The sequence below is a fragment of the Bradyrhizobium sp. USDA 4541 genome, assembly GCF_024171085.1.
Lineage (GTDB): Bacteria > Pseudomonadota > Alphaproteobacteria > Rhizobiales > Xanthobacteraceae > Bradyrhizobium > Bradyrhizobium australafricanum.
Genome location: NZ_JALJZF010000001.1, coordinates 1,043,657 through 1,068,188 on the forward strand (window position 1 = coordinate 1,043,657; position 24,532 = coordinate 1,068,188).

Annotated in this window: 22 protein-coding genes; 4 read left to right on the forward strand and 18 right to left on the reverse strand. The window is 65.3% G+C overall.

The genetic code is table 11. The annotated features are described in order from the left end of the window. The first annotated feature begins 167 nt into the window (after window positions 1-167). Window positions 168-1,478: an ABC transporter substrate-binding protein gene (locus tag J2R80_RS04975; RefSeq protein WP_057016785.1), complete on the forward strand. Its 1,311-nt coding sequence runs from the start codon at window positions 168-170 to the stop codon at window positions 1,476-1,478. A 191-nt stretch (window positions 1,479-1,669) separates the two neighbouring features. Here J2R80_RS04975 and J2R80_RS04980 read toward each other — a convergent pair whose 3' ends face one another. The 10 genes from J2R80_RS04980 to J2R80_RS05025 form a co-directional block, all read right to left on the reverse strand. Beyond that, window positions 1,670-2,833, reverse strand: a complete 1,164-nt coding sequence (locus J2R80_RS04980; RefSeq protein ID WP_229193596.1) for an IS4 family transposase — start codon at window positions 2,831-2,833, stop codon at window positions 1,670-1,672. A 379-nt stretch (window positions 2,834-3,212) separates the two neighbouring features. After that, window positions 3,213-4,382 (reverse strand): Gfo/Idh/MocA family protein, encoded by a 1,170-nt coding sequence (locus J2R80_RS04985; RefSeq protein ID WP_057015446.1) that lies wholly within the window; start codon window positions 4,380-4,382, stop codon window positions 3,213-3,215. 16 nt (window positions 4,383-4,398) lie between these two features. Then, a complete protein-coding gene (locus tag J2R80_RS04990; protein WP_253638108.1) occupies window positions 4,399-5,253 on the reverse strand; it encodes a shikimate dehydrogenase in 855 nt (284 codons plus the stop codon). 21 nt (window positions 5,254-5,274) lie between these two features. Next, the gene (locus J2R80_RS04995) at window positions 5,275-5,739 is read right to left on the reverse strand and encodes an SRPBCC domain-containing protein (RefSeq protein ID WP_253638109.1); all 465 of its coding nucleotides are present in this window, start codon (window positions 5,737-5,739) and stop codon (window positions 5,275-5,277) included. Window positions 5,740-5,750: 11 nt separating this feature from the next. Further along, on the reverse strand, window positions 5,751-6,074 hold the full coding sequence (locus J2R80_RS05000; RefSeq protein ID WP_057015449.1) for a helix-turn-helix transcriptional regulator: 324 nt from the start codon (window positions 6,072-6,074) through the stop codon (window positions 5,751-5,753). A gap of 143 nt (window positions 6,075-6,217) precedes the next feature. Next, window positions 6,218-6,820, reverse strand: coding sequence for a protocatechuate 3,4-dioxygenase subunit alpha (gene pcaG / locus J2R80_RS05005; RefSeq protein ID WP_253638110.1), 603 nt, complete (start codon window positions 6,818-6,820; stop codon window positions 6,218-6,220). 1 nt (window position 6,821) lies between these two features. Further along, window positions 6,822-7,523 (reverse strand): protocatechuate 3,4-dioxygenase subunit beta, encoded by a 702-nt coding sequence (pcaH, locus tag J2R80_RS05010; RefSeq protein ID WP_253638111.1) that lies wholly within the window; start codon window positions 7,521-7,523, stop codon window positions 6,822-6,824. 38 nt (window positions 7,524-7,561) lie between these two features. After that, window positions 7,562-8,101, reverse strand: coding sequence for a DUF4863 family protein (locus tag J2R80_RS05015; RefSeq protein ID WP_168858248.1), 540 nt, complete (start codon window positions 8,099-8,101; stop codon window positions 7,562-7,564). A gap of 13 nt (window positions 8,102-8,114) precedes the next feature. Beyond that, complete coding sequence (locus J2R80_RS05020; RefSeq protein ID WP_253638112.1) at window positions 8,115-8,843, reverse strand: nitroreductase; 729 nt, start codon at window positions 8,841-8,843, stop codon at window positions 8,115-8,117. After that, complete coding sequence (locus tag J2R80_RS05025) at window positions 8,819-10,048, reverse strand: ABC transporter substrate-binding protein (protein WP_375162554.1); 1,230 nt, start codon at window positions 10,046-10,048, stop codon at window positions 8,819-8,821. Before J2R80_RS05025 ends, J2R80_RS05020 begins: the two co-directional genes overlap by 25 nt. Window positions 10,049-10,280: 232 nt before the next feature. Here J2R80_RS05025 and J2R80_RS05030 point away from each other — a divergent pair, with 232 nt between their 5' ends. Further along, window positions 10,281-11,258, forward strand: a complete 978-nt coding sequence (locus tag J2R80_RS05030) for a LysR family transcriptional regulator (protein WP_057015118.1) — start codon at window positions 10,281-10,283, stop codon at window positions 11,256-11,258. An 8-nt stretch (window positions 11,259-11,266) separates the two neighbouring features. On the opposite strand, the gene pcaG (J2R80_RS05035) is transcribed toward J2R80_RS05030, so the two are convergent. From pcaG (J2R80_RS05035) to pcaF, 3 genes are all read right to left on the reverse strand, one after another. Further along, entirely contained in the window at window positions 11,267-11,869 is a 603-nt protein-coding gene (gene pcaG / locus J2R80_RS05035; protein WP_253638113.1) for a protocatechuate 3,4-dioxygenase subunit alpha, read from the reverse strand. 1 nt (window position 11,870) lies between these two features. Next, window positions 11,871-12,572 (reverse strand): protocatechuate 3,4-dioxygenase subunit beta, encoded by a 702-nt coding sequence (gene pcaH, locus J2R80_RS05040; protein WP_253638114.1) that lies wholly within the window; start codon window positions 12,570-12,572, stop codon window positions 11,871-11,873. 105 nt (window positions 12,573-12,677) lie between these two features. Beyond that, window positions 12,678-13,886: a 3-oxoadipyl-CoA thiolase gene (gene pcaF / locus J2R80_RS05045; RefSeq protein ID WP_028337987.1), complete on the reverse strand. Its 1,209-nt coding sequence runs from the start codon at window positions 13,884-13,886 to the stop codon at window positions 12,678-12,680. 213 nt (window positions 13,887-14,099) lie between these two features. Between pcaF and mutS the strand changes: the two genes are divergently transcribed. Beyond that, complete coding sequence (gene mutS, locus J2R80_RS05050; protein WP_253638115.1) at window positions 14,100-16,829, forward strand: DNA mismatch repair protein MutS; 2,730 nt, start codon at window positions 14,100-14,102, stop codon at window positions 16,827-16,829. Between the two features lie 92 nt (window positions 16,830-16,921). On the opposite strand, the gene J2R80_RS05055 is transcribed toward mutS, so the two are convergent. The 5 genes from J2R80_RS05055 to J2R80_RS05075 all read right to left on the reverse strand — a co-directional run bounded on the left by J2R80_RS05055 (window position 16,922) and on the right by J2R80_RS05075 (window position 21,265). Next, window positions 16,922-17,719, reverse strand: coding sequence for a hypothetical protein (locus J2R80_RS05055; RefSeq protein WP_229193477.1), 798 nt, complete (start codon window positions 17,717-17,719; stop codon window positions 16,922-16,924). Window positions 17,720-17,888: 169 nt separating this feature from the next. After that, window positions 17,889-18,398, reverse strand: a complete 510-nt coding sequence (locus J2R80_RS05060; protein WP_076824652.1) for an OsmC family protein — start codon at window positions 18,396-18,398, stop codon at window positions 17,889-17,891. 56 nt (window positions 18,399-18,454) lie between these two features. Beyond that, entirely contained in the window at window positions 18,455-19,240 is a 786-nt protein-coding gene (locus J2R80_RS05065; protein ID WP_253638116.1) for an ABC transporter ATP-binding protein, read from the reverse strand. Further along, window positions 19,240-20,073, reverse strand: coding sequence for an ABC transporter permease (locus J2R80_RS05070; RefSeq protein WP_253640931.1), 834 nt, complete (start codon window positions 20,071-20,073; stop codon window positions 19,240-19,242). The genes J2R80_RS05065 and J2R80_RS05070 overlap by 1 nt, the downstream gene beginning before the upstream one ends. Before the next feature lie 217 nt (window positions 20,074-20,290). After that, window positions 20,291-21,265 carry an aliphatic sulfonate ABC transporter substrate-binding protein gene (locus J2R80_RS05075; protein ID WP_253638117.1) on the reverse strand — a complete coding sequence of 325 codons (975 nt, stop codon included), beginning with the start codon at window positions 21,263-21,265 and terminating at the stop codon, window positions 20,291-20,293. Window positions 21,266-21,464: 199 nt separating this feature from the next. Here J2R80_RS05075 and J2R80_RS05080 point away from each other — a divergent pair, with 199 nt between their 5' ends. Continuing rightward, window positions 21,465-24,257, forward strand: a complete 2,793-nt coding sequence (locus J2R80_RS05080; protein WP_253638118.1) for a [protein-PII] uridylyltransferase — start codon at window positions 21,465-21,467, stop codon at window positions 24,255-24,257. Window positions 24,258-24,532 lie beyond the last annotated feature (275 nt).

A 24,532-nucleotide genomic window follows, 5' to 3' on the forward strand; every position in this document is an offset into this window, starting at 1 on the left:
CGGCCGCTTTGCGGCCTCCTCGGGGTGGCGGTGATAGAGATGACACTCCCTCCTAAAGCGCAAGACGCCGCAGCCGCAAGCCGCGTTGACTTTCCGACCTTGCCTCCCAATACTCCGCGAAAACAAGCAGACCCGTCATACAACTGACGGTTTCAGGGGAGGACGCGATGCCGACTTCACGCAGGACGCTGCTGAAGACTTCAGCGGCTGCCGCCGCTGCTTTCAGCTTGGATTGGACACGGGCGCAGGCGCAGGCCGAGACGGTCCGGATCGGCGTGATCTACGACCTGACAGGCCCGTTCGCCGCCGGCGGCTCGGTCGCCTCCTCGATCGGCACCCAGATCGCGATCGACCTCGTCAACGAGAAGGGCGGCATCGGTGGCAAGTACAAGATCGCGCCGGTCAACGTCGATTCCCAGAGCAAGCCCGATGTCGCGATCAACGAGGCCAATCGCCTGATCGACCAGGAGAAGGTCGACATCCTCAACGGCGTGTTCGCAAGCTCCCACGCGGTGCCGCTCGCCGCCAAGGTCGAGCAGCAGAAGCGGATCCTGTGGATCACGACCGCAGTCTCGACCGCCGTGTTCAAGGACAAGAACCTGCAATACGTATTCCGCGCGCAGATCCATTCCGACCAGTACGGCCAGGCCTTCGCGAGCTTCATCAACGAGCATGCCAAAGCCAAGCTCGGCATGGAGCCCAAGGACGTCAAGGTGGCGCTGATCCACGAGGACGGGCCCTATGGCGTCGGCGTCGCCGCGGCCGACGAGGCCTTCGCCAAGGAGGTCGGGCTGCAGGTCGCGCTGAAGGAGGGCTATTCCGCCTCCGCGCCCGATCTCTCGGTGCTGGTCACCAAGCTGAAGCGCGCCAAGGCCGACGTGATCTCGCATGCCGGTTACAATCCCGACATCACGCTGTTCCTGCGCCAGGCACGCGAGAGCGGGCTGAAGTTCAAGATGCTGTTCGGCGCCGGCGCCGGCTACAGCCAGCTCGACAAGCTGCGCGCGACCTTCGGCGCCGACATCGACAATTTCTGCAACATCGATCCGGTGCCGGCGCAGCTGCTCGATCCCGCCAAGCTCGCGCCGGGAATCGGCGACCTCACCAAGACCATGGTCGCGCGCTACCGCGAGAAGACCAATGCGACCGAAGTGCCGCCGCACTGCTCGATGGGCTTCAACCAGACCTGGATCCTGCTCAACAATGTGCTGCCGGTCGCCAAGGAGAAGTACGGCGGCTTCGATCCCGAGGCGATCCGCAAGGCGGCGCTCGACGTCGACATCCCCGCAGGCGGCACCATCCAGGGCTATGGCGTGAAGTTCTATCCGCCGGGCACGCCGCTGTCCGGCCAGAACGAGCGCTCGACGCCGGTCGTGATGCAGAACGCCGGCGAGCGCATCACCGTGGTGTGGCCGACCAATATCCGCACCCAGGATCCGGTGTTTCCGCTGCCGAAGGGCTCGGTGTACGCGGCGTAGCGTGGCGACGAGGCGAGACTGCCGCCGCATCGGGGCTGCGCTCCCTCGCCCCGCTGTTGCGGGGAGAGGGTTGGGGTGAGGGGCTTCTCTCCGCGAATGCGATCGCGATGAGACCTGTACCCCCTCACCCGGATTGCATCTGGCGATGCAATCCGACCTCTCCCCGCAAGCGCAGGGGTGTCCGGGGAAATTCAGGCATAGCGGAGCTCCATCTGGTCAGGTGAGATGGTTGATTTCCGACGGCTGGGGTTGATGGGCGGAGGTTTGTCGATGGCAGCGAGGGATCGACGCGTGAGCAGGAGCTGGCCGACGAGTTCGGCGAACCTGAGCGGGAGCATTTTGATGCAGTTGGTGTGAGCGGCGATGCGCAGCAGCAGGTAGGCAATCATCGCAGCGAGCACCTGAAGGCGGATCGCGTTGTCGTTGGCGCCGAGGAACTTGCGAATATCGAGATGCTGCTTGATCCAGCGGAACAGCAGCTCGATTTGCCATCGGCTCTTGTAGAGGGCGGCGATCTCGACGGCGCTACGGGCAAGGTCGTTGGTCAGGAGTGTGATCTTGCCGCCTTTCTCGCGTCTGATCTTGATGCGGCGGAGCGGGATTGGAAGGCGCGAATCGCCCTTGCTGGTGAGCTTCACCTCGTCATCGGCAAGGATTTCGAAGCCATCCCCGTTACGCTTGCGGATGGCGCGATGCCTGAGCGAGCGAAGACGGATGCTCGTCTTCGCCCGGGTAACGAACAAAGCCTTGCTATCATTGATCTTCTGCCACCAGTCGAAACGGCAATAGCCCTTGTCAAACACATAGGTGGTGGCGGGCTGGATTGGGGTCTGTCGGCCGATCTCGATGTCATTGACGTTCGCGGCCGTCATCTCGACGCAGGTCGGGACATCGCTCCTTGGGTCGTAGACGACATGCAGCTTCATGCCGCGGATGCGGCCGTTCCACGTCGCCCAACTGCAGACCTTGCCGAGCGGGATCGGACTGGCGTCGATCAGACGCACCATCTCCATGCCTTCACTCCGCAGCTGGCGACGCGCCATCGCCGACAGCGCCGCAAAGGTTTGCGCGAAAATGCCGATCGGACGGCGGGCATTGGCATCGGACAACGTCGAGCGCGACAGCTTGCCGGTTCCCAAGTGATAGTGATGCTGCGAATTGGCGTTGAAGCCAGTCACCACCCCGCGCAGACTGCTGTTGCCGCTAAGCTGGGCATAGATCAGCGCCACCAGATGATCCCAGCTCCTGAACGACTTGTCGTAGGCATCCCCGTCCAGACGATCCACAACCGTCTGAAACTGTCGTCGATTGATCGGTTCAAGCAGCCTTCCAAAAATGCTACCGCGATATCGCATGCTCGGCCCTCTGTGTCTCGACAACCAGAAAAGACCGATTTGCCTCGGTCCTGCCGAGCATGCACCGCGACACAGTGAATCATTCCCCGGACACCCCTGCCGCAAGCGGGGCGAGGTGAGGTGAGATGTCGCCTCGCCGCTCGAGCGAATGACGCGGTGACAACCTCTCATCCGGCGCGCTGTGCGCGCCACCTTCTCCCACAAGGGGAGAAGAGAAGAGCAGCCGCAGGGTAACCAAAAGGAGTGCGACGACGTACCAGACTCACATGCTGCTCTCGACTCCGTCATCCTGAGGTGCGAGCGGAGCAAGCCCCGAAGGATGGACGGCCCGGCATACGCACTATGGGACGAGAGCAATCACGCTGCTCCTCCCGCGCCGTTACAACACCACCCGCCTGCCCTCATCCGCCGCCCAGTAGCCGGCGTAATTTACCCTGGTCGTCTCATACGCCAGCGCGAGGTCCGCGAGGGGCTGCCGCCCGGTCGCGACGCATTCCATGAAATCCTGGATCTCCTGCAGGTAGCCGCGGGTCCATTCCTCCTCGAGGCAGACATATTGCCAGCCGGTTTTGCGATCGACCTTTTCGGTGATGTAGACCGAGGCGAGCTTCTCCTCGCTCGTCTGGTAGCTGGTCAGATGCGTGTTCGGGGTGATGTTGGCAAACAGTGAGCCGCCGCTCGTATAGGTCTCGATCAAATTGCGCACGCCGCCCATGATCATGTCGCCGGAGAACACCGTTGCCTTGGTGCCGTCGGAGAAGGTTGCGGTCAGCGTGCCCCAATCCTCGACATCGACCGGATTGGCCTTGATGTAGGCGCGCTCCTCGGATTTAAGGCCGGCGGTGACATTGCCGACGTCGCAGGTGACGCTGGCGACCGTGATGGTCTCGCCGCGTGCTTTGGCCTCGACCTGCTTGAGATAGAGCACCGCCGACAGGGGATGACAGCCCATCCGGATCAGCGAGCCGCCGCCGGTCATCGCCCACTCGGCGGCATGCGCCGCATGCGAGCCGGAATGGCTCTCCTCGCCCTTCATGAACAGGATCTTGTCGCCTGTCGCGCGGATGATCTCCGCGGTCTTGGTCACCGCCGGTGCGTAGATCCAGTCCTCCGCATACATGAAGAGTTGTCCGCTTCGCTCGATCGCGGCGCGGGTCACCTCCATCTCCTCCATCACCCGCTGGTACATCAGCGCTTTCGGCACATGCCTGCCGATCGGCGCCTTGTCGCCGTCGCGGCCGAAATAGCCGCTGAACGGCTTCTCGCAGATCACGTGCTTGCCGGCCTGCATTGCCTCGACGATCATCGCGGCGTGAAGGTTCGGCGGCGTGCAAATGTCGATCACGTCAAGCTCGCGGTCGGCGATCAGCTCGGCGAAGCTGCGATAGGCGTTCGGGATTGCGTGCTTGCGGGCGAACGCATTGACATGATCGCCGCGCGCCGCGACCGCCCTCACCTCGACGTCGACGCCATAGACGCGCCGGTAGGCAACCATATGCAGCTCCGACACGAAGCCGCAGCCGGCCAGCCCGATCCTGATTTTTGTCATTTTGTGTCTCCGCCCCTCAGGCGGGCGCAGAGTAGCGTGCGGCCATCACCGCGTCGAACGCATTTGCCATGACATCCGTCGAAGGCATCATTGTCGTGAACAATTCGAACGCGTCCGCTGCTGCGTAGATCGCAAGATCGCGCCCGGTCAGAACTTTGGCGCCCTTGGCCTTGGCCGCCAACAGCAGCGGCGTCCACAGCGGCGTGTAGACGGCGTCGGCGACCCACATCGACGGATGCAACAAGCCGTCCGGCACAGGACTGTCGCGGCTCGGCAGCATGCCGACCGGCGTTGCGTTGACGACGCCGGTCGCGCCATCGACCGCGGCCTCGATGCCGGCGACACCACGAACCGCATGACGGCCGGCCAACTGGCCGGCCAGCCACGCGACCTTCGCGGCATCAGCGTCGAAGATGCGGAGCCCACCAACGCCGAGGATGGCGAGCGCGAAGGCGATCGCCTTGCCGACGCCGCCGGCACCGATCAGCGCGATCGGGCCGCGCGGCGCTGACGCAAGCAGCGGCGCGATTGCGCGCGCAAAGCCGGTCGCGTCGGTGTTGTGTCCGACCAGCCGCGTGCGATCGACGACGATGGTGTTGACCGCGCCGATCGCACGCGCATCGGGTGCGAGATCGTCGAGTAGCTCGACCACCGCCTCCTTGTTGGGAAAGGTGACATTGACGCCGGCAAAGCCGAGCCGCCGGATGCCGTCGAGCATCGCGCGCAGCTCGTCGCGGCCGGCGCCGTTGACCTCGATGAGCTGGTAGTGGACGCGAACGCCGAGCGCTGCTGCGGCCGCTTCGTGCATCGCAGGCGCCGCCGAATGCGCGATCGGATAGCCAATCAGCCCCGTCAGGAAACGGTCGCGCATTGTCCCTCACGTCAGGCGCGTTCAGCCCATGCGGTCGAGCCGAGCATAGCTGTCTTCCATGCCGTGCTCCATGCCGGTCGCGAGCATCGCTGCGCGCGTTTCGGCATCCGGCAAGGTCATCCGCATCGTCATCAAGGTGCCGTCGCCGTCGGGCGCAAAGCGCGTCTCGACATGATTGTCCGGCGTCGGATCCGGCAGATGCATGCGCTCGACATGCACGATGCGGCTGAACGGTTCGAGCGCGAGATATTCGCCGGTCAAATGAAAGCCGCCGCCCTTCCCGTCGGTCCATTCGTAGCGGATCCTGCCGCCGGGCTTCGCCTCGCTGATGCAGACCGGCATGGTCCAGCCGTCGGGACCGAGCAGCCATTTCTGCAACAGCTCCGGCTCGGTATGCGCCCGATACACCGCCTCCGGCGGCGCGACGAAGCGCCTGGTCACGACGACATAGCGGTCGCCTTCGGTCTTCAGCGTCAACTTGCTCATGGGGATACCCTTCACTGCTCAGGCTTCATTGTGGCCAGCACACCGTCCAGCCGGTCGTAATTGGTTTCCAGCGCACGGCGCAGCATGCCGAGCCATTGATCGATCTCGGTAACCGCTGATGGCGCCAGCCGGCACGGTCGCTTGGTGCCCTCGATCCGCCGCACGATCAGGCCGGCGCCCTCGAGCACCTTGAGATGGCGGGAGATCGCGGGCTGGGTCATGTCAAACGGCTCGACTAGCTCCATCACAGTCGCCTCGCCCAGCGCGAGGCGCGCCAGGATCGCCCGGCGGGTCGGGTCGGCGAGCGCGGAAAAGGCGGCGTCGAGGTTGGCCATGCTTTATCTCTCATCGGTTATATAATAACCTTATTATATAACCGATGCCGCATGTTCAAGCCAAATCCGCTGCGGCGAACGCGCGCAGCGGATTTTTCGGCCGTCCCCCAAAGTTGGATTGGCGCGCCGCTGGCGGCGCGCAGCTAGACGTCGAAGAACACGGTCTCGTTGTCGCCCTGCAGATGGATGTCGAAGGTGTAGACGCTGCCCGCGCCGGCCTTGCGCCTGGCGATCAAGGTCGCGCGGCGATCGGCCGGCACCAGCGCCAGCGTGGAATCTGTGGCGTTGCTGGCCTCGTCGTCGAAATAGATCCTTGTGTAGAGGTGCAGCAGCATGCCGCGCGCGAACACCGCGAGCCCGATATGCGGCGCCTGCGGCTTGCCGTCGGCATCCGGCACCACGCCCGGCTTGATAGTGTCAAACGAGTAACCACCGCTCTTGTCGGTGCCGCAGCGGCCAAAGCCCTTGAAACTCGAATTGGGCAGCGCGCGCGCATCCTGCGGATCGGAGAAGCGGCCCTGGCTATCGGCCTGCCAGATCTCCAGCATGCAGTCCGGGATCACGGCGCCGTCGCCGTCATAGACCTTGCCCTCGACGCGGATGCGCTCGCCCGAGACGTCAGGCGTCAGAAGGTTGTTGGTAAAAGCGTCGTTCCATTCATATTCGCCGTTCGGCGTCAGGCCATACTTGAAATAGGGGCCGACGGTCTGCGAAGGCGTGATTCCATCAGGACGCGGGTTCGACACGTTACTTGGTCTCCATCGGCGTGGCACTCTGCCCGCGCAGCACGATATCGAAGCGGTAGCACAGCGCCCATTCCGGCTTGGTGTTCTCGATATCGAACGACGAGATCATCCGCGCCCGCGCCTTCTCGTCCGTCACCGAGTTGAAGATCGGATCGAACGGGAACAGCGGATCGCCCGGGAAATACATCTGGGTCACCAGCCGCGAGACGAACGAGTGGCCGAACACCGAGAAGTGGATATGCGCGGGCCGCCAGGCGTTGTGGTGATTGCCCCAGGGATAGGCGCCGGGCTTGATGGTGATGAACTTGTAATAGCCCTTGGCATCGCTCTGGGTGCGGCCGGCACCCGTGAAGTTGGGATCGAGCGGCGCCGGGTGCTGATCGACGACATGAATGTAGCGGCCGCAGGCATTGGCCTGCCACAGCTCGACCAAGGTGTTGGGCACGCCGCGGCCGTCCTCGTCGAGCACATAGCCGTGCACGATGATGCGCTCGCCGAGCGGCTCGCCCTTGGCCTGGATGGTGAGGTCGTTGTCGTGCGCGCGCACGGTCTCATGACCATAGACCGGGCCGGTCAGCTCCGAGAGCGTATGTCGCATCGGGATCAGCGGCTTTGAGGGTACGCGCTTGATCGCGCTGCGGTACGCAGGCGACAGGCGCGCCGGATGGACGCTGTTCGAAGCGACCGGATAGATCAATGTCATGCGTATTCTCCGGACCGGATTGCCGCCGGCGCCCAACGTCAGGCCGGCGCCTTGAAATCGTAGGAGATGCGCCCGGCCGGCAGATAAAACAGCGCGATGACCGCGCCGCCCCTGACCTCCGGATAGTGCAGGCTGCCGGGATCCGGCGCGGTCCAGCCCGGCCCCTGCCAGCCCTGCAGCCCCTTCAACTGCGCGCCCTTGTCGAGGGGAACGACGAGGTTGAGCTCGCCATAGGGGTGACCATGATATTGCCCGCGCAGCACGTCGTGATCGTCCTCGTCCTTGATGCGGCGCGGATCGGTGCTGTTCATGTAGACCGCGGTGATGCTGAACTGGAACGTCTCGGGGACCGGCTCGAGGATGCGGCTGCGCCGATAGTTCGGACCTTCCACCTCCTGGTTCGCCGCCCAGCCCTCCTCGACTCCCATTTTGATCAGGCGGGCCAGATCCTGGTACAGCGCGCTGTCCTCTCCATAGGTCTCGTTGAGCCATCGCTCCATCGCCGCGCTCGGCGTCATGTCCTTGACCTCGCGCAGAAACGGAATGCTGCGTTCGATAAGCTGTTCCCGGCTTCCCATGACTTTCTCCTGTCTAATCCTCGAAACCCTTGAAGGACGCGAATGCCTCCAGTTCCGCGCGCGGCATCAGCCGCGTGCGCGACCGCTCCCTAGGGTGGCCCATCGAGATTCCGCAGGCCACCATCTGCTCGGCGGGGATCGACAGCAGCGGACGCAAGATCCGATGGAATCTGGCGAAGGTCTCCTGCGGACAGGATTGCAGCCCGCGTCCGACCGCCGCCAGCATCACGTTCTGGATGAACATGCCGAGATCGAGCCAGCTTCCCATCGCCAGGCGCCGATCGATGGTGACGATCAACCCAACCGGCGCACCGAAGAACATGAAGTTCTTTGCGGTCTGCCGGCTCCTCGCCGCAGCGTCGCTTTGCGCTATCCCGAGCGAGTCATAGAACAATCGCCCGAACTCCTGACGACGGCCGAGATACGGCTCGGGGAAAGCGCTGGCGTAGTATTGATATTCGGAGACGTGCTCGTTCGGCTCGTTCTCATACGCATCCAGCAGCGCAGCCGACACCTCGGTCTTGGCGGCGCCGGCGAGCACGTAGACGTGCCAGGGCTGGATGTTCGCGCCGCTCGGCGCGAACCGCGCCACGCGCAGGATCTGCTCGATGGTCGATCGGGAGACCGGACTGCCGGAGAACTCGCGGCACGACAGCCGGCCGGCGATCACCTCGTCGATTGGATTGCGTGCGGCTCCGCACGCCACATCCCGGTCGATCACGACTTCTTCACGAGCGAGCATCCGCCGTCCTCCATCGGTCTGAAGGCCTCTTCACCCGGGATGGTGGCCAGCAGCTGGTAGTAGTCGAACTGGTATTTCGACTCTGCCGGCGACTTGACGCGGAACAGATACATGTCGCGGACCAGCCGGCCGTCGGGACGGATCCTGCCGTTGCGGGTCATGAAATCGTTGACCGGCAGTTCGCGCATCTTGGCCGCGACCGTCGGCCCATCAAGCGTGCCGGCGGCTTCGACCGCCTTGAGGTAGTGCATGACAGCACCATAGGTGCCGGCGTGGATCATGGTGGGCACTTTCTTCGTCTTCTCGATGAAGTGCTTCGACCATGCCCGCGTCTCGTCGTTGAGGTCCCAGTAGAACGCCGAGCTCAGCATCAGGCCTTGCGCACTCTGCAGCCCAAGGCTGTGAATGTCGGCGATGAAGACGATCAGGCCGGCAAGCTTCTGCCCGCGCGTCACCCCGAACTCGCCGGCCTGCTTCACGGCGTTGATGAAGTCGCCGCCGGCGTCGGCGAGCGCGATCACGTCGGCCCTGGAGGCCTGCGCCTGCAGCAGGAAGGACGAGAAATCGGGCGTGTTGATCGGGTGTTTCACGGCGCCGACCACCTTGCCGCCGGTCGTGTCGATCACCTTGCGGCTGTCGGCCTCGAGCTGCGCACCGAGCGAGTAGTCGGCCGAAAGAAAGAACCAGGACCTGGCGCCGAGGCGCGAAATCGCCCTCGTCGTCCCCTGCGACAGCGCATAGGTATCGTAGGTCCAGTGGATGCCGGTCGGCGAGCACTCGTCGCCGGTCAGCCGGGACGTTGCCGCGCCGGTGGCGAGAAACAGCTTCTTCTTGTCGCGCGTGATGCCCTGGACCGCCAGCGCGACCGCGGAATTCGGGACATCGAGAATGGCCTCGACATTGTCGTTCTCCAGCCAGCGCCGGGCAATCGCCGAGCCGGTATCCGCCTTGTTCTGATGATCGCCGGCAACGATCTCGATCGGGCGGCCCAGCACCTTGCCCTTGAAATCGTCCACCGCCATTTGCGCCGCGACCACCGAGCCCTCGCCGCCATTGTCAGCGTACAGCGACGACATGTCGGTCAGCACGCCGAGCCTGACCGGCCCGTTCTGTGCAATCGCCGACGTCGCCGTCGCCACCAGCATCAACGCCAGTCCGATTGATTTACGCGCGCCACTTCGGGCCAACATCACCCAGGCCTTCATCGCTCTTCTCCTCCCAACCCGGCGCCGGCAATCTTGGCCAGAACGCCGCGTTGCGGAAGTGAAAGTCTTGCAGAGTGATCCTGAACCGGCTTCAGATGGCAGGTGGTGACGACACGGCTATACGCTCGTGGAGAATCCGCTCGGTTGCATCCGCCAGACGCCTGGCCTTAACTGCCGTCGATCGCGGAATTTTGCCGAGGCGAGCGATCTGCCATAGACGGGGACTCTCAGCGTGTCCGTTTCCTTCAAGACTCTGGACCTGAACCTGCTCAAGGTGTTCGACGCCGTCATGGAGGAGCGCAGCGTGCTGCGGGCCAGCCAGAAGGTCGCGCTGAGCCAGTCCGCAGTTAGCCACTCGCTCGCGCGGCTGCGCGAGATGCTGGACGACGAGCTGTTCGTTCGCACCGCCACCGGCATGCAGCCGACCGCGCGCGCATTGACGATGGCCCCGCAGGTTCGCCAGGCGCTGCGATCGCTGGAGGCTGCGGTCGAGCTGCCGACCTTCGCTCCGGCGGTCTCGACCAAGCCGTTCACGCTGGCCGCGAACGACTTCACGACCATGGTGCTGGCGCCGCCGCTGCTGAAGATCTTGGGCCGGGAGGCCCCGTCGATCGATCTCACGATCAAGCCGGTGACCCGAATCGATCTTGCCGAGCAGATCGACCTCGGCCGCATCGACGTCGCGATCGGCGTGTTCTCGTCGCCGCCGAGCCGCTTCCGCACCGCGCTGCTGTTCGAATATGACGATGTGCTGATCGTCGGCAAGAAGCGCAAGCTCGACCGGCTCGACAAGGCGAAGCTCGCTATCTTGCCGCTGGTCGTGGTGTCCTTCGGCGGCGAGCAGGAGGGCGCGATCGGCGGCTTCATTTCCGAACGCGGGCTTGCCCGGCGTTCGGAGATGTACGATCGCCCCGCGCTCGAGCGCGCGCTGGCCGACAGCGACCGGCCGCCGCGGATCGCGGTCTCGCTGCCGCATTTCCTGGCCCTGCCCGCGCTGCTGGTCGATTCCGAATTGGCGGCGATCGTGCCGCGGCCGCTGGCGCGCGCGCTCGAACAGGCACATGCGATCACGACCCACGAGCTGCCCTACACCACGACGCCCGTGGAGGTTCGGCTGCTCTGGCACGAACGCGTCGAGGACGAGCCTTCGCACGAATGGCTTCACGAGGTGCTCCGGCGCGCCACCGAAGAGCTGCGGCGCGGCGGCTAGCGGCCGGGCTAGACGTCGAAAAACACCGTCTCGTTGTCGCCCTGCAGATGGACGTCGAAGGTGTAGACGTTGCCCGCGCCGGCGTTGCGCCTGGCGATCAGCGTCGCGCGTCGATCGGCCGGCACCAGCGCCAGCGTGGAATCTGTGGCGTTGCCGGCTTCATCTTCGAAATAGATCCGGGTGTAGAGGTGCAGCAGCATGCCGCGCGCGAACACCGCGAGCCCGATATGCGGCGCCTGCGGCTTGCCGTCGGCATCCGGCACCACGCCCGGCTTGATGGTGTCGAAGGCGTAGCCACCGCTCTTGTCGGTGCCGCAACGGCCAAAGCCCTTGAAACTCGAATTGGGCAGCGCGCGCGCATCCTGCGGATCGGAGAAGCGGCCCTGGCTATCGGCCTGCCAGATCTCCAGCATGCAGTCCGGGATCACGGCGCCGTCGCCGTCATAGACCTTGCCCTCGACGCGGATGCGCTCACCCGAGACGTCAGGCGTCAGAAGGTTGTTGGTAAAAGCGTCGTTCCATTCATATTCGCCGTTCGGCGTCAGGCCATACTTGAAATAGGGGCCGACGGTCTGCGAAGGCGTGATTCCATCAGGGCGCGGGTTCGACACGTTACTTGGTCTCCATCGGCGTGGCACTCTGCCCGCGCAGCACGATATCGAAGCGGTAGCACAGCGCCCATTCCGGCTTGGTGTTCTCGAGATCGAACGACGAGATCATCCGCGCCCGCGCCTTCTCGTCCGTCACCGAGTTGAAGATCGGATCGAACGGGAACAGCGGATCGCCCGGGAAATACATCTGCGTCACGAGACGCGAGACGAACGAGTGGCCGAACACCGAGAAGTGGATATGCGCAGGCCGCCAGGCGTTGTGGTGATTGCCCCAGGGATAGGCGCCGGGCTTGATGGTGATGAACTTGTAATAGCCCTTGGCATCGCTCTGGGTGCGGCCGGCACCCGTGAAGTTGGGATCGAGCGGCGCCGGGTGCTGGTCGACGACATGGATGTAGCGGCCGCAGGCATTGGCCTGCCACAGCTCGACCAGGGTGTTTGGCACGCCGCGGCCGTCCTCGTCGAGCACATGGCCGTGCACGATGATGCGCTCGCCGAGCGGCTCGCCCTTGGCCTGGATGGTGAGGTCGTTGTCGTGCGCGCGCACGGTCTCATGACCATAGACCGGGCCGGTCAGCTCCGAGAGCGTGTGCCGCAGCGGGATCAGCGGCTTCTGCGGCGAACGCTTCACGGTGGAGCGATAGTGCGGCGACAGCCGCGCCGGATGGGCCGCAAGCGATTGCAGCGGGTACAACAAGGTCATGGCGAATTCCTCCGCGGCCCACGCGCCCGGTGAGCTCACGTCAGATCATTATAATGCATAACCAAATTGGGGAAGGGCTGTTTTCAGCCCTTCCAAGACCTTGGTTTAATTCAGCTTTTCAATCGCGACCGCGACGCCCTGGCCGACCCCGACGCACATAGTTGCCAAGGCAAGCTTCCCGCCCCGCTTCTCCATGCCGTGCACGGCGGTCAAGACCAGCCGCGCGCCGCTCATGCCGAGCGGGTGGCCGAGCGCGATCGCGCCGCCATGCGGATTGACGAAATCGGCGTCTTCCTTGACGCCGAGCTGGCGCAGGCAGGCGATGCCCTGCGAGGCGAAGGCCTCGTTGAGCTCGATCAGGTCGAAGTCCGACACCTTGATGCCGAGACGCTCGACCAGCTTCTTCGTTGCCGGCACCGGGCCGATGCCCATGATGCGCGGCGGCACCGCGGCCGAGGCAAGGCCGAGGATTTTTGCGCGCGGCGTCAGGCCGTGCTTCTTCACCGCGGCTTCGGAAGCGAGGATCATCGCGGCGGCGCCGTCATTGACGCCGGACGCGTTGCCCGCGGTCACTGTGCCCGGATTGCGCACGATCGGCTTCAGCTTGGCGAGACCTTCGAGCGTGGTCTCCGGACGCGGATGCTCGTCCTTGTCGACGGTGATCGGGCCGGCCTTGCCGCCGGGCACCTGGATCGGAACGATCTCCTCGGCGAAATAGCCCGACGCAATCGCCGCGCCCGCACGCTGCTGCGAGCGGATCGCCATCGCATCCTGATCGGCGCGCGACACCTGGAATTCCTCAGCGACGTTCTCGCCGGTCTCCGGCATCGCATCGACGCCGTACTGCGCCTTCATCAGCGGATTGATGAAGCGCCAGCCGATTGTGGTGTCGTAGATCTCGGACGAACGCGAGAAGGCTTCCGCGGCCTTGCCCATCACGAACGGCGCGCGCGTCATCGATTCGACGCCGCCCGCGATCGCGAAATCGATCTCGCCGGCGCGGATGGCGCGGCCCGCAGCGCCGACTGCATCGAGGCCGGAGGCGCAGAGCCGGTTCAGGGTCTGGCCGGGAACCGACTCCGGCATGCCTGCGAGCAGCAGCGCCATGCGCGCGACGTTGCGGTTGTCTTCGCCGGCCTGGTTGGCGCAGCCGAAATAGACCTCGTCAACCTCGTTCCAATTGAGCGTCGGGTGCTTGGCCATCAGCGCCTTGATCGGGGCCGCCGCGAGATCGTCGGCGCGCACCTTGGCGAGCGAGCCGCCGAAACGGCCGATCGGGGTCCGAACGGCATCGCAAATGAACACATCACGCATTGAATCTCTCCCTGAATGCCGCGACTTAGGCGCTGGATCGGCTGGAACTTGAGATCGGTTTTAGGAGCGTGCCCGCGGCAGGTCAATTGATGCGGCTGCGTGCCCCGCACGCATTGCCGTGAGGGCTGACATAATTGGCACCGTGGACAGGGTGGAAAACCCCGACCTCGCGGATAGGACCGCGCGACGAAATTTTGTAGTTTCCGCCCCCTCATGACAGTCCAGCAGCCCATCCCCGTTCCGCCCGAGCCCGCTCCTGCCGCCGAGGCGCCGTCGCGCGTCACGCCGATGATGGAACAGTATCTGGAAATCAAGGCCGCCCATCCCGGCCTGCTGCTGTTCTACCGGATGGGCGACTTCTACGAGCTGTTCTTCGAGGATGCGGAGATCGCCTCCCGGACGCTCGGCATCGTGCTGACCAAGCGCGGCAAGCATCAGGGCATGGACATCCCGATGTGCGGCGTTCCGGTCGAACGCTCCGAGGATTACCTGCATCGCCTGATCGGCGCCGGCCATCGTGTCGCGGTGTGCGAGCAGACGGAAAATCCCGCGGAGGCCAAAGCCCGAGGCAACAAAAGCGTGGTCCGCCGCGGCGTGGTGCGGCTGGTGACGCCGGGCACGCTGACCGAAGACACCCTACTCGACGCCCGCACCAACAATTACTTGATCGCGATCGCGCGCGCCCGCGGCTCGGCCGGTGCGGATCGTCTTGGCCTTGCCTGGATCGACATTTCGACCTCCGAATTCATGGTGACGGAGTGTGCGACCGCGGAGCTCGCGGCGACGCTGGCGCGCATCAATCCGAACGAGGCCATCGTCACCGATGCGCTCTACAGCGACAGCGAGCTGGCGCCGACCTTGCGCGAACTGCCGTCGGTGACGCCGCTGACGCGCGACGTGTTCGACAGCGCCACCGCCGAGCGGCGGCTGTGCGACTATTTCGCGGTCGCGACCATGGACGGCCTGTCAGCGATGTCGCGACTGGAGGCGACCGCCGCGGCCGCGGCCGTCACCTATATCGACCGCACCCAGGTCGGCAAGCGTCCGCCGCTGTCGCCGCCGGCGCGCGAGGCCGCCGGCACCACGATGGCGATCGATCCGGCGACCCGCGCCAATCTCGAACTGACGCGCACGCTGGCCGGCGAGCGCCGCGGCTCGCTGCTCGATGCGATCGACTGCACCGTCACCGCGGCGGGCTCGCGCCTCCTGGCGCAGCGCCTTGCCGCGCCGCTCACCGACGTCGCCGTGATCGCGCGGCGGCTCGATGCCGTCTCGGCCTTCGTCGCGGATTCCGCGGCGCGCGAGGACGTCAGGACCGTGCTGCGCGCGGCGCCCGACATGTCGCGCGCATTGGCGCGGCTCTCGGTCGGCCGCGGCGGCCCGCGCGACCTCGCCAGCCTGCGCGACGGCATCCTCGCCGCCGACCAGGCGCTGGAGCTGCTGGCGCAGCTTTCCAATCCGCCGGCCGAGGTTTCGACCGTGATGGCGGCGCTACAGCGCCCCTCGCGCGATCTGGCGCAGGAATTCTCCCGCGCACTCTCCGAGCAGCTTCCGCTGATCAAGCGCGACGGCGGTTTCGTCCGCGAGGGTTATGAGGCCGCGCTCGACGAAAGCCGCAATTTGCGCGACGCCTCGCGCCTCGTCGTCGCCGCGATGCAGGCGCGTTATGCCGAGGATACCGGCATCAAGACGCTGAAGATCCGGCACAACAACGTGCTCGGCTATTTCGTCGAGGTCACCGCGCAGCACGGCGACAAGCTGTTCGCGCCGCCGCTGAATGCAACCTTCATCCATCGCCAGACGCTGGCCGGGCAGGTCCGCTTCACCACCGCAGAGCTCGGCGAGACCGAAGCCAAGATCGCCAATGCCGGCGAGCGCGCGCTCAATCTCGAGCTCGAGATCTTTGAACGCCTGAGCGCGATGGCGCTCGCGGCGAGCGATGATCTGCGCAATGCCGCGCATGCCTTTGCGATGCTCGACGTCGCGACGTCATTGGCCAAGCTTGCGATCGACGACAATTACGTGCGGCCTGATGTCGACGGCTCGCTCGGTTTTGCGATCGAGGGCGGCCGGCATCCGGTGGTCGAGCAGGCGCTGAAACGCGATGGCCAGCCGTTCATCGCCAATGCCTGCGACCTGTCGCCGGCGCCGGGCCAGAAATCCGGCCAGCTCTGGCTGATCACCGGTCCGAACATGGCCGGCAAGTCGACCTTCCTGCGCCAGAACGCGCTGATCGCGCTCTTGGCACAGATCGGCTCTTACGTGCCGGCGTCGCGAGCGCGGCTCGGCATCGTCGACCGGCTGTTCTCGCGCGTCGGCGCCGCCGACGATCTGGCGCGGGGACGCTCGACCTTCATGGTCGAGATGGTCGAGACCGCGGTGATCCTGAACCAGGCCAGCGAACGGTCGCTGGTGATCCTCGACGAGATCGGCCGCGGCACGGCAACGTTCGACGGGCTGTCGATCGCCTGGGCCGCGATCGAGCATCTGCATGAGAGCAACCGCTGCCGCACGCTGTTCGCGACGCATTATCACGAGCTGACCGCGCTCTCGGCGAAGCTGCCGCGGATGTTCAACGCCACGGTGCGGGTCAAGGAGTGGCAGGGCGACGTCGTGTTCCTGCACGAGGTGCTGCCGGGCTCGGCCGACCGCTCCTACGGCATCCAGGTCGCAAAACTCGCCGGCCTGCCGCCGGCCGTGATCACGCGCGCCAAATCGGTGCTGGCAAAACTCGAAGCCCAGGACCGCGGCCAGACCGCGCGTGCCTTGGTCGACGATCTGCCGCTGTTCGCCGTCCCCTCCCGCGCCGCCAGCGAGGACAAACCGCCGAGCGAGGCGGATCTGCTGGTCGAGGCGGTGAAGGCGCTGCATCCCGACGAGATGTCGCCGCGCGAGGCGCTGGATGCGCTGTATGCGTTAAGGGCAAAGCTGCCGAAGGGGTAGCTCCTGTCGTCATTCCGGGATGGTCCGAAGGACCAGACCCGGAATCTCGAGATTCCGGGTTCGATGCTTCGCATCGCCCCGGAATGACGGCGTCAACGTTTTACTTTCCTCCGCCCGATCTGCCACAGCACCAGATTCCAGACGATGCAGGTGGCGAGCGCGCAGCAAAGGCCGATTGGCGAGCCGAGTTGCAGCACCGCGACGTGCAGCACCGCAACCCCGAGGCCAAAGCCCATCAAGCCCCAGGCGCTGTTGGCGAGCACGGCGGCAGTTGCGGGGCCGCCGATGCGCGGATGCAGAATCAGCATCATCGAGGAGAATACGATCGGAAACAGCGCCATCACGCCGGTGACGCGCGGGCCGACCCAGCCTGACGCCGTGACCACGGTGCCGACCAGGCTTGCGACCAGCGCGGCGCGCAGCGGAATGTCGTACCAGCGCCGCGCGATCAGCGGCATTTTCGCGACGTGCCGATAGGGTCTCAGCAGCGGGATGCAGATCGCAAAGGTGATGGCGTTGACGATCAGCCCGGCGGCGAGCGACCACTCGAACTGGCGGATGATGGTGGCGAGCACCAGCCACACCGCGATCGCGCTGCCCGCGCTGATCCACATGCTGAAGCGCTGCGCCAGCACGGCGTAGGTCAGGCCCATATAGATCGTGGCGGCGTTGACCGGCAGGCTCGCCAGCGCCCCCTCGGCGATGAAGGCGGCGTCATGGTCGAGCGCGAGGAAGGTGTAGGACGGCCCGGCCGAGATCGGCAGGGTTGCGATCAGCGCGCCGATCACCGGTCCCGAACGCTCCGTGATGATGGACGCGCTGACCACGAATGCGGCCGCAACCGCCATGCGCAACACGAGGATCAGGACGAAGTGGAGTTCGGGGGACATTTGTTCCGTCGTCCCGGCCTAGTGCGCAATTGCGCACGGGGGCCGGGACCCATAATCACGACTGGGCGTGAGGAGCGAAAGCCGTCGGACAGCGCGGCTTGAACCGATGGGACACGGCGTATGGGCCCCGGCTCCCGTGCGCAATTGCGCACTAGGCCGGGGCGACGCGCTAAACCCGCTGCATCGTCACCGAAACCTTCGGGCCGTTCTTGATGGTCTGATAGACCACGCAATAGCGCTCGGTGAGTTTCAGCAAGAGATCGAGCTTGTCCTGCGGCGCGTCGGTGCCGATCTCGAAGCGGAGGCGGATCTCGCGGAAGCCGACCGGGGTCTCCTTGTCGACGCCGAGCGTGCCGCGGAAATCGAGATCGCCCTCGGCGAAGACATTGCCAGGCTTCAGCGGCACGTCGATCGCGGTGGCGACCGATTTCAGCGTGACGCCGGCGCAGGCGACCAGCGCTTCCAGCAGCATGTCGCCGGAGCAAAGCTCGAGCCCGGAGCCGCCGGTAGCGGGGTGGAGGCCGGCGATCGCGAGCGCACGGCCAGTCTCGACCTTGCAGGCGATGCTCTCATTGTCGATCGATCCCTTGGCCTTCAGCGTGATCACGGCGGCCTGGGGGTCGGTCTTGTAGCGCTCCTTGATCGGAGCCTGCATTGCGCGGAGTTCGGCGGAGTCCATGGGTCTGCTCCCGGCTATTCTTCTTTATGCCGATGTAAGGCCTTAACGAGCGGATGTCACCACCACATCGCCTCGCCGGCGCTGGATTTGTCGGTGACATCCCGCACCGAACGGTCGAGCGAGCGGTCGAGCGCGGTCAGCACGCGGCGCTTGAAGGTGTCGAACAGCTCCGATTTGCGGTCGCGCGGCCGCGCCAGGTTGATGGTAATCTCCTCGAACAGCCGGCCCGGCCGCGGCCGCATCACCAGCACGCGGTCGGCGAGCACCACGGCCTCGTCCACGTCGTGGGTGACCAGGATCAGGGTCGGCCGCGTGTCGGCCCACAGATCGAGCAGATGATCCTGCAGATCGCGCCGCGTGAAGGCATCGAGCGCCGAGAACGGCTCGTCGAGCAGCAGCACTTCGGGCTGCGGCACCAGCGCGCGGGCTATCGCGACCCGCTGCGCCTGGCCGCCGGACAATTCGCGCGGCCAGGCCGCGGCCTTGTCGGCAAGGCCGACGCGGGCGAGCGCCGCCACGACGCGCGCGCGCCTCGCCTCGGCCGGAAGGCCGGCGAGGCCGAAGCCGATATTGTCGGCGACGCTGAGCCAGGGCAGCAGCCGTGGCTCCTGGAAGATGATCCCGATCTTGGCGTGCGGCGATGATATCACCGCATTGTCGAGCGTCACGCTGCCTGAAGAGGCGCGATCGAGGCCGGCGATGGCGCGCAGCAGCGTCGACTTGCCGCAACCGGAGCCGCCGATGATCGCGATGATCTCGCCGGGCGCAATCTCGGCCGAGAACCGCTCCAGCGCGCGGACGCCGTTCGGATAGGTCTTGCCGACTGCTTTGAGCGCCAGCATTACTGCCCTCCCCGCGCGCCGAACGCGTCCTGCCAGCGCAGCAGCGGTGCGGCGGCGACCTCGATCAGCCAGTCGGTGAGCTTGCCGAGAATCGCGAAGATCACGATCGCGGCGAGGATCTGCGCCGGCTTGCCGAGCTGCTGGCCGTCGAGCAGCAGATAGCCGAGGCCTTCGGACGCGCCGATCAATTCGGCCGCGACCACGAACATCCACCCCAAACCGAGCCCGACCCGCAGCGCCACCACATAGGCCGGCAGCACGGCGGGCAACAGGATGCGGCGGATCATGGCGGGTCCGGAGAGGCGGAACACGCGCCCGACCTCGACGATCTTGCGATCGACCGACAGGATTGCGCCCATCACGCCGAGATAGATCGGAAAGAACATGCCGACCGCAATCAGCGCGACCTTCGAGGTCTCGAAAATGCCGAGCCAGAGCACGAACAGCGGCACCCAGGCGAGCGAGGGGATCGCGCGCAGCGCCTGCACCGTCGGATCGAGCAGCCGCTTGGCGAAATCCCAATAGCCGGAGATCGCGCCCATGATGGTCCCGGCGACGACACCGAGCGCAAAGCCCGCGCCCACGCGCCACAGCGTCGCGAGGATATGGCGCGACAGCTCTCCGCTCTTGGCGAGCTCGACGATGGTCTCGAACACCTTTGACGGAGGCGGCACCAGGCGGCCGTTGGAATAGCCGAGAGAGACGACGAGTTCCCAGCCCAGCGCCAGCGCAATCGGCAGCACGAGCCCGAGCACCGGGCGCGCATAGCGTGACCACCGCGCAGGTGCACCGGGCGGGGCCGTCTGTTCCAGCGCGGGCAGGTCAACGGTCATGGCCATAGCAACAACTATTCTTCCGGCGGGATTGCAAGGCGGAGCGCGCCTAACTCCATCCACGTCGTCCCGGCGAAGGCCGGGACCCATAACCACAGGGCGTGGTAATCAAGCGAGCTGGGGCCACAGCCTTGTTCAACAATAAAGCCCTGTGGTTATGGGTCCCGGGTCGCGCTTCGCTTGCCCGGGACGACGGAGGTTAGTTTAAGGACAGCGGTTAGTTGGTGGGCAGCGGGACCTGATCGTCGACCAAGGAATCCAGCGCGGCCTTGACGTCGGTCTTGGCGTCGATCACGCCCGCCTGCTGCAAGGCGAGGCCGGCGGCGAGGATCGATTCGCGCTGGGCACTGCCGATCCGGCTGTGGGTCAGCTCGGTGCGCTCCTTGAGCTGCTTGTCGACCACGGCGTCCGGCAGCTTGGTGACGGCGATGAAGGTCTTCTTCAGCTCGTCATAGTTGGCCAGCGAATATTTCCGCGCTTCCTCGTACGTCGCGAGCACGCGGCGGACGATATCCGGATGCGCATTCAGGAACTCCTCGCGCACATTGAGGATGCCCCAGGTGTTGGCTTCCGCCTTGCGGTAGAACAGCTTTGCACCGTCCTCGACCTCCGCCTGCGCCATCATCGGATCGAGACCGGCCCAGGCATCGACGTCGCCGCGGATCAACGCGGTCTTGCCGTCGGCGTGCTGCAACAGCACCGGCGTGATGTCCTTTTCGGTGAGACCGGCGCCGAGCAGCGCACGAACCAGGAAGATGTGCGGATCGGTGCCACGCGTCACCGCGACGCGCTTGCCCTTGAGGTCGGCGACGGACGCGATCCTGGCGTCCTTGGTCGTGACCAGCGCGGTCCATTCGGGACGCGAATAGACATAGATCGACTTGATCGGGTTGCCGTTGATCTTCGCGACCAGCGCCGCCGAACCCGCGGTCGAGCCGAGATCGATCGAACCGGCGTTGAGGAATTCGAGCGCCTTGTTGGAGCCGGCCGACTGCACCCAGACGATGCTGATGCCGTCCTTGGCGAATTCCTTTTCCAGGAGGCCCTTCTGCTTCAGGACCATCGACACCGGATTGTAGGTCGCCCAGTCGATCCGGATCTCCTTCAGCGCGTCGGCGGCGCGCGCCGCGCCGGGCAGCAAGGTCGAGACCGCGAGCAGCGCAGCGAACGTGCGCCGGGAAAATTTTTGCATTCGTCGACCCCCTCGATCAGTTTTAAGAAACAATCTTTTATTTCAATGAGTTAGCCTTGCGGTCAACGAGAAAATCTCTACCCTTTACGGGATGGCGCGAGAACGATCTTGCTCGAAGCGCCGCCATGAGAGCATGGAGCTGCTGTCGTTATACTTTGGTCAGTGACAGCAACGGCTCCGTCCGATATCGGATGAACCTATGGACAGCGTCGTAGCCGAGGCCCGCCCTGAAGCGGATGATCGTCTCGAGACCGAGCGGATCACCGCGGCGGTGAATGCACTTGCCGAACGGCATGCCGGCCGCGAGGACCAGTTCCGCGCCGCGATGGCGCAGCTGCTCAAGGCCGAGCTGATCGCCGCGCGCGCCACGGCGCAGGCGCTGCTGCTCAAGGACCGTCACGGCCGGCGCTGCGCCGAACGGCTCTGCTTCGTGCAGGACGAGATCATCCGCATCCTCTACGCGGCGGCGACCCGCCACCTCTATCACTCGCCGATCCCCTCGGGCGCCGAACGCATGGCCGTGGTGGCCACCGGCGGCTATGGCCGCGGGCTGATGGCGCCGGAGTCCGACATCGATCTGTTGTTCATCCTGCCCTACAAGCAGACCGCCTGGGGCGAACAGGTCGCCGAAGCCATTCTCTATTGCCTCTGGGACATGGGGCTGAAGGTCGGCCACGCCACCCGCTCGGTCGATGAATCGATCCGTCAGGCCCGCGGCGACATGACGATCCGCACCGCGATCCTCGAGACGCGCTTCCTGACCGGCGACCAGCCGCTTTATGACGAGCTGGTCGAGCGCTTCGACAAGGAGGTGGTGCAGGGCACCGCGTCGGAATTCGTCACCGCAAAGCTCGCCGAGCGCGAGGAGCGGCATCGCCGCGCCGGCCAGTCGCGCTATCTGGTCGAGCCCAACGTCAAGGACGGCAAGGGCGGCCTGCGCGACCTGCACACGCTGTTCTGGATCGCCAAATACGTCTACCGCGTGCGCGAGACCGACGAGCTGCTGGAACGCGGCGTGTTCGACGCGCAGGAATACCGCACCTTCCGCCGCTGCGCCGACTTCCTGTGGTCGGTGCGCTGCAATCTGCACTTCTTCGCCGGACGCGCCGAGGAACGGCTGTCATTCGACATGCAGCGCGAAATCGCGGTCCGCCTCGGCTACACCTCGCATCCCGGCATGCAGGACGTCGAGCGCTTCATGAAGCACTACTTCCTGATCGCGAAAGACGTCGGCGACCTCACCGCGATCCTGTGCGCCAAGCTCGAGGAAGAGCACAACAAGCCGGCGCCGGTGCTGAGCCGGATGGTGGCGCGGCTGCGGCCCGGCACCAAGCGGCGGCGGGTTAACGGCAGCGACGACTTCATCGTCGACAACAACCGCATCAATCTCGCCGCGCCCGACGTCTTCAAGCACGATCCGGTCAACCTGATCCGGATCTTCCGCCTTGCGCAGCAGAACAACCTCGCCTTCCATCCCGATGCGATGCGCACGGTGACGCGCTCGCTGAAGCTGATCAACACCCAGCTGCGCGAGAACGATGAAGCCAACCGCCTGTTCATGGAGATCCTGACCTCCGACAATGCGGAGATCGTGCTGCGGCGGATGAACGAGACCGGCGTGCTCGGTCACTTCATCCGCGCCTTCGGCAAGATCGTGTCGATGATGCAGTTCAACATGTACCACCACTACACGGTGGACGAGCATCTGCTCCGCTGCATCGGCTTCCTGCAGGACATCGAGCGCGGCGGCAACGAGGAGTTCACGGTCGCCAGCGACCTGTTTCGCAAGATCCGCCCCGAGCACCGCCCGGTGATCTATATCGCGACGCTGCTGCACGACATCGCCAAGGGCCGACCTGAGGATCATTCGATCGCCGGCGCCAAGGTGGCGCGGCGGCTGTGTCCGCGGCTCGGCTTCTCGGCGGCCGACACCGAGCTGGTGGCGTGGCTGATCGAGGAGCATTTGACGATGTCGACGGTGGCGCAATCGCGCGACCTGTCGGACCGCAAGACCATCGAGAATTTCGCCGCCGTGGTCCAGTCGGTCGAGCAGATGAAGCTGCTCACGATCCTAACCACGGCCGACATCCGCGGCGTCGGACCGGGCGTGTGGAACGGCTGGAAGGCGCAGCTGTTGCGCACGCTGTATTACGAGACCGAACCGGTGCTGACCGGCGGCTTCTCCGAGGTCAACCGCGCCCAGCGCATCGCGGTGGCACAAGCCGAATTCCGCCGTGCTTTCACCGAATGGCCGGAGGCGGAGCTCAACGCCTATATCGGCCGGCATTATCCGGCCTACTGGCTCAAGGTCGAGCTGGCACGCAAGATCCGCCAGGCCCGCTTCATCCGCGCCAGCGAGCAGGCCGGCCACAAGCTTGCGATCAATGTCGGCTTCGATGAGGTCCGCGCCGTCACCGAGCTGACGATCCTGGCAACCGACCATCCCTGGCTGCTGTCGATCATCGCAGGTGCCTGCGCGTCGGCCGGCGCCAACATCGTCGACGCCCAGATCTACACCACGACCGACGGCCGCGCGCTCGACACCATCTCGATCTCGCGCGAATACGACCGCGACGAGGACGAGGGCCGCCGCGCCACCAGAATTGGCGAGATGATCGAGCACGTGCTGGAAGGCAAGCTGCGGCTGCCCGAGGCGGTCGCCAAGCGCACCGTCCGCAGCAAGGCGCGGCCGTTCATCGTCGAGCCCGAGGTGACTATCAACAACCAGTGGTCCGACCGCTACACCGTGATCGAGGTCTCCGGCCTCGACCGGCCCGGCCTGCTCTACCAGCTCACCACCGCGATCTCGAAGCTCAACCTCAACATCGCCTCGGCGCATGTCGCGACCTTCGGCGAACGCGCCCGCGACGTGTTCTACGTCACCGACCTGCTCGGCGCCCAGATCACGGCACCGACCCGGCAGGCCGCGATCAAGAGCGCGCTGCTGCATCTGCTGGCGAGCGAGGACCAGGCGGCGAAGCCGGCGGCGTGAAACGCCGCACCAGAGCCTGATGAAGTCAGGCTGGATCGGTCTCGCGCCACGCTGGCTGCACCTCTCCCGCTTGCGGGTAGGGCAATCGCATATCGGCTCGATAGCTCCACAAACTCGTCATGCCCGGCCTTGTGCCAGGCATCCGCGTCTTGGTTTCGCGAAAAGGCGTGGGTGGCCGGGACAAGCCCGGCCATGACGGCGCGGGAACAGCGGTGCTGGAGCCATTGCGATTGCCCTGCCTTTGCTGGGGAGGCGCGTTGCCAAAATATCGAAAA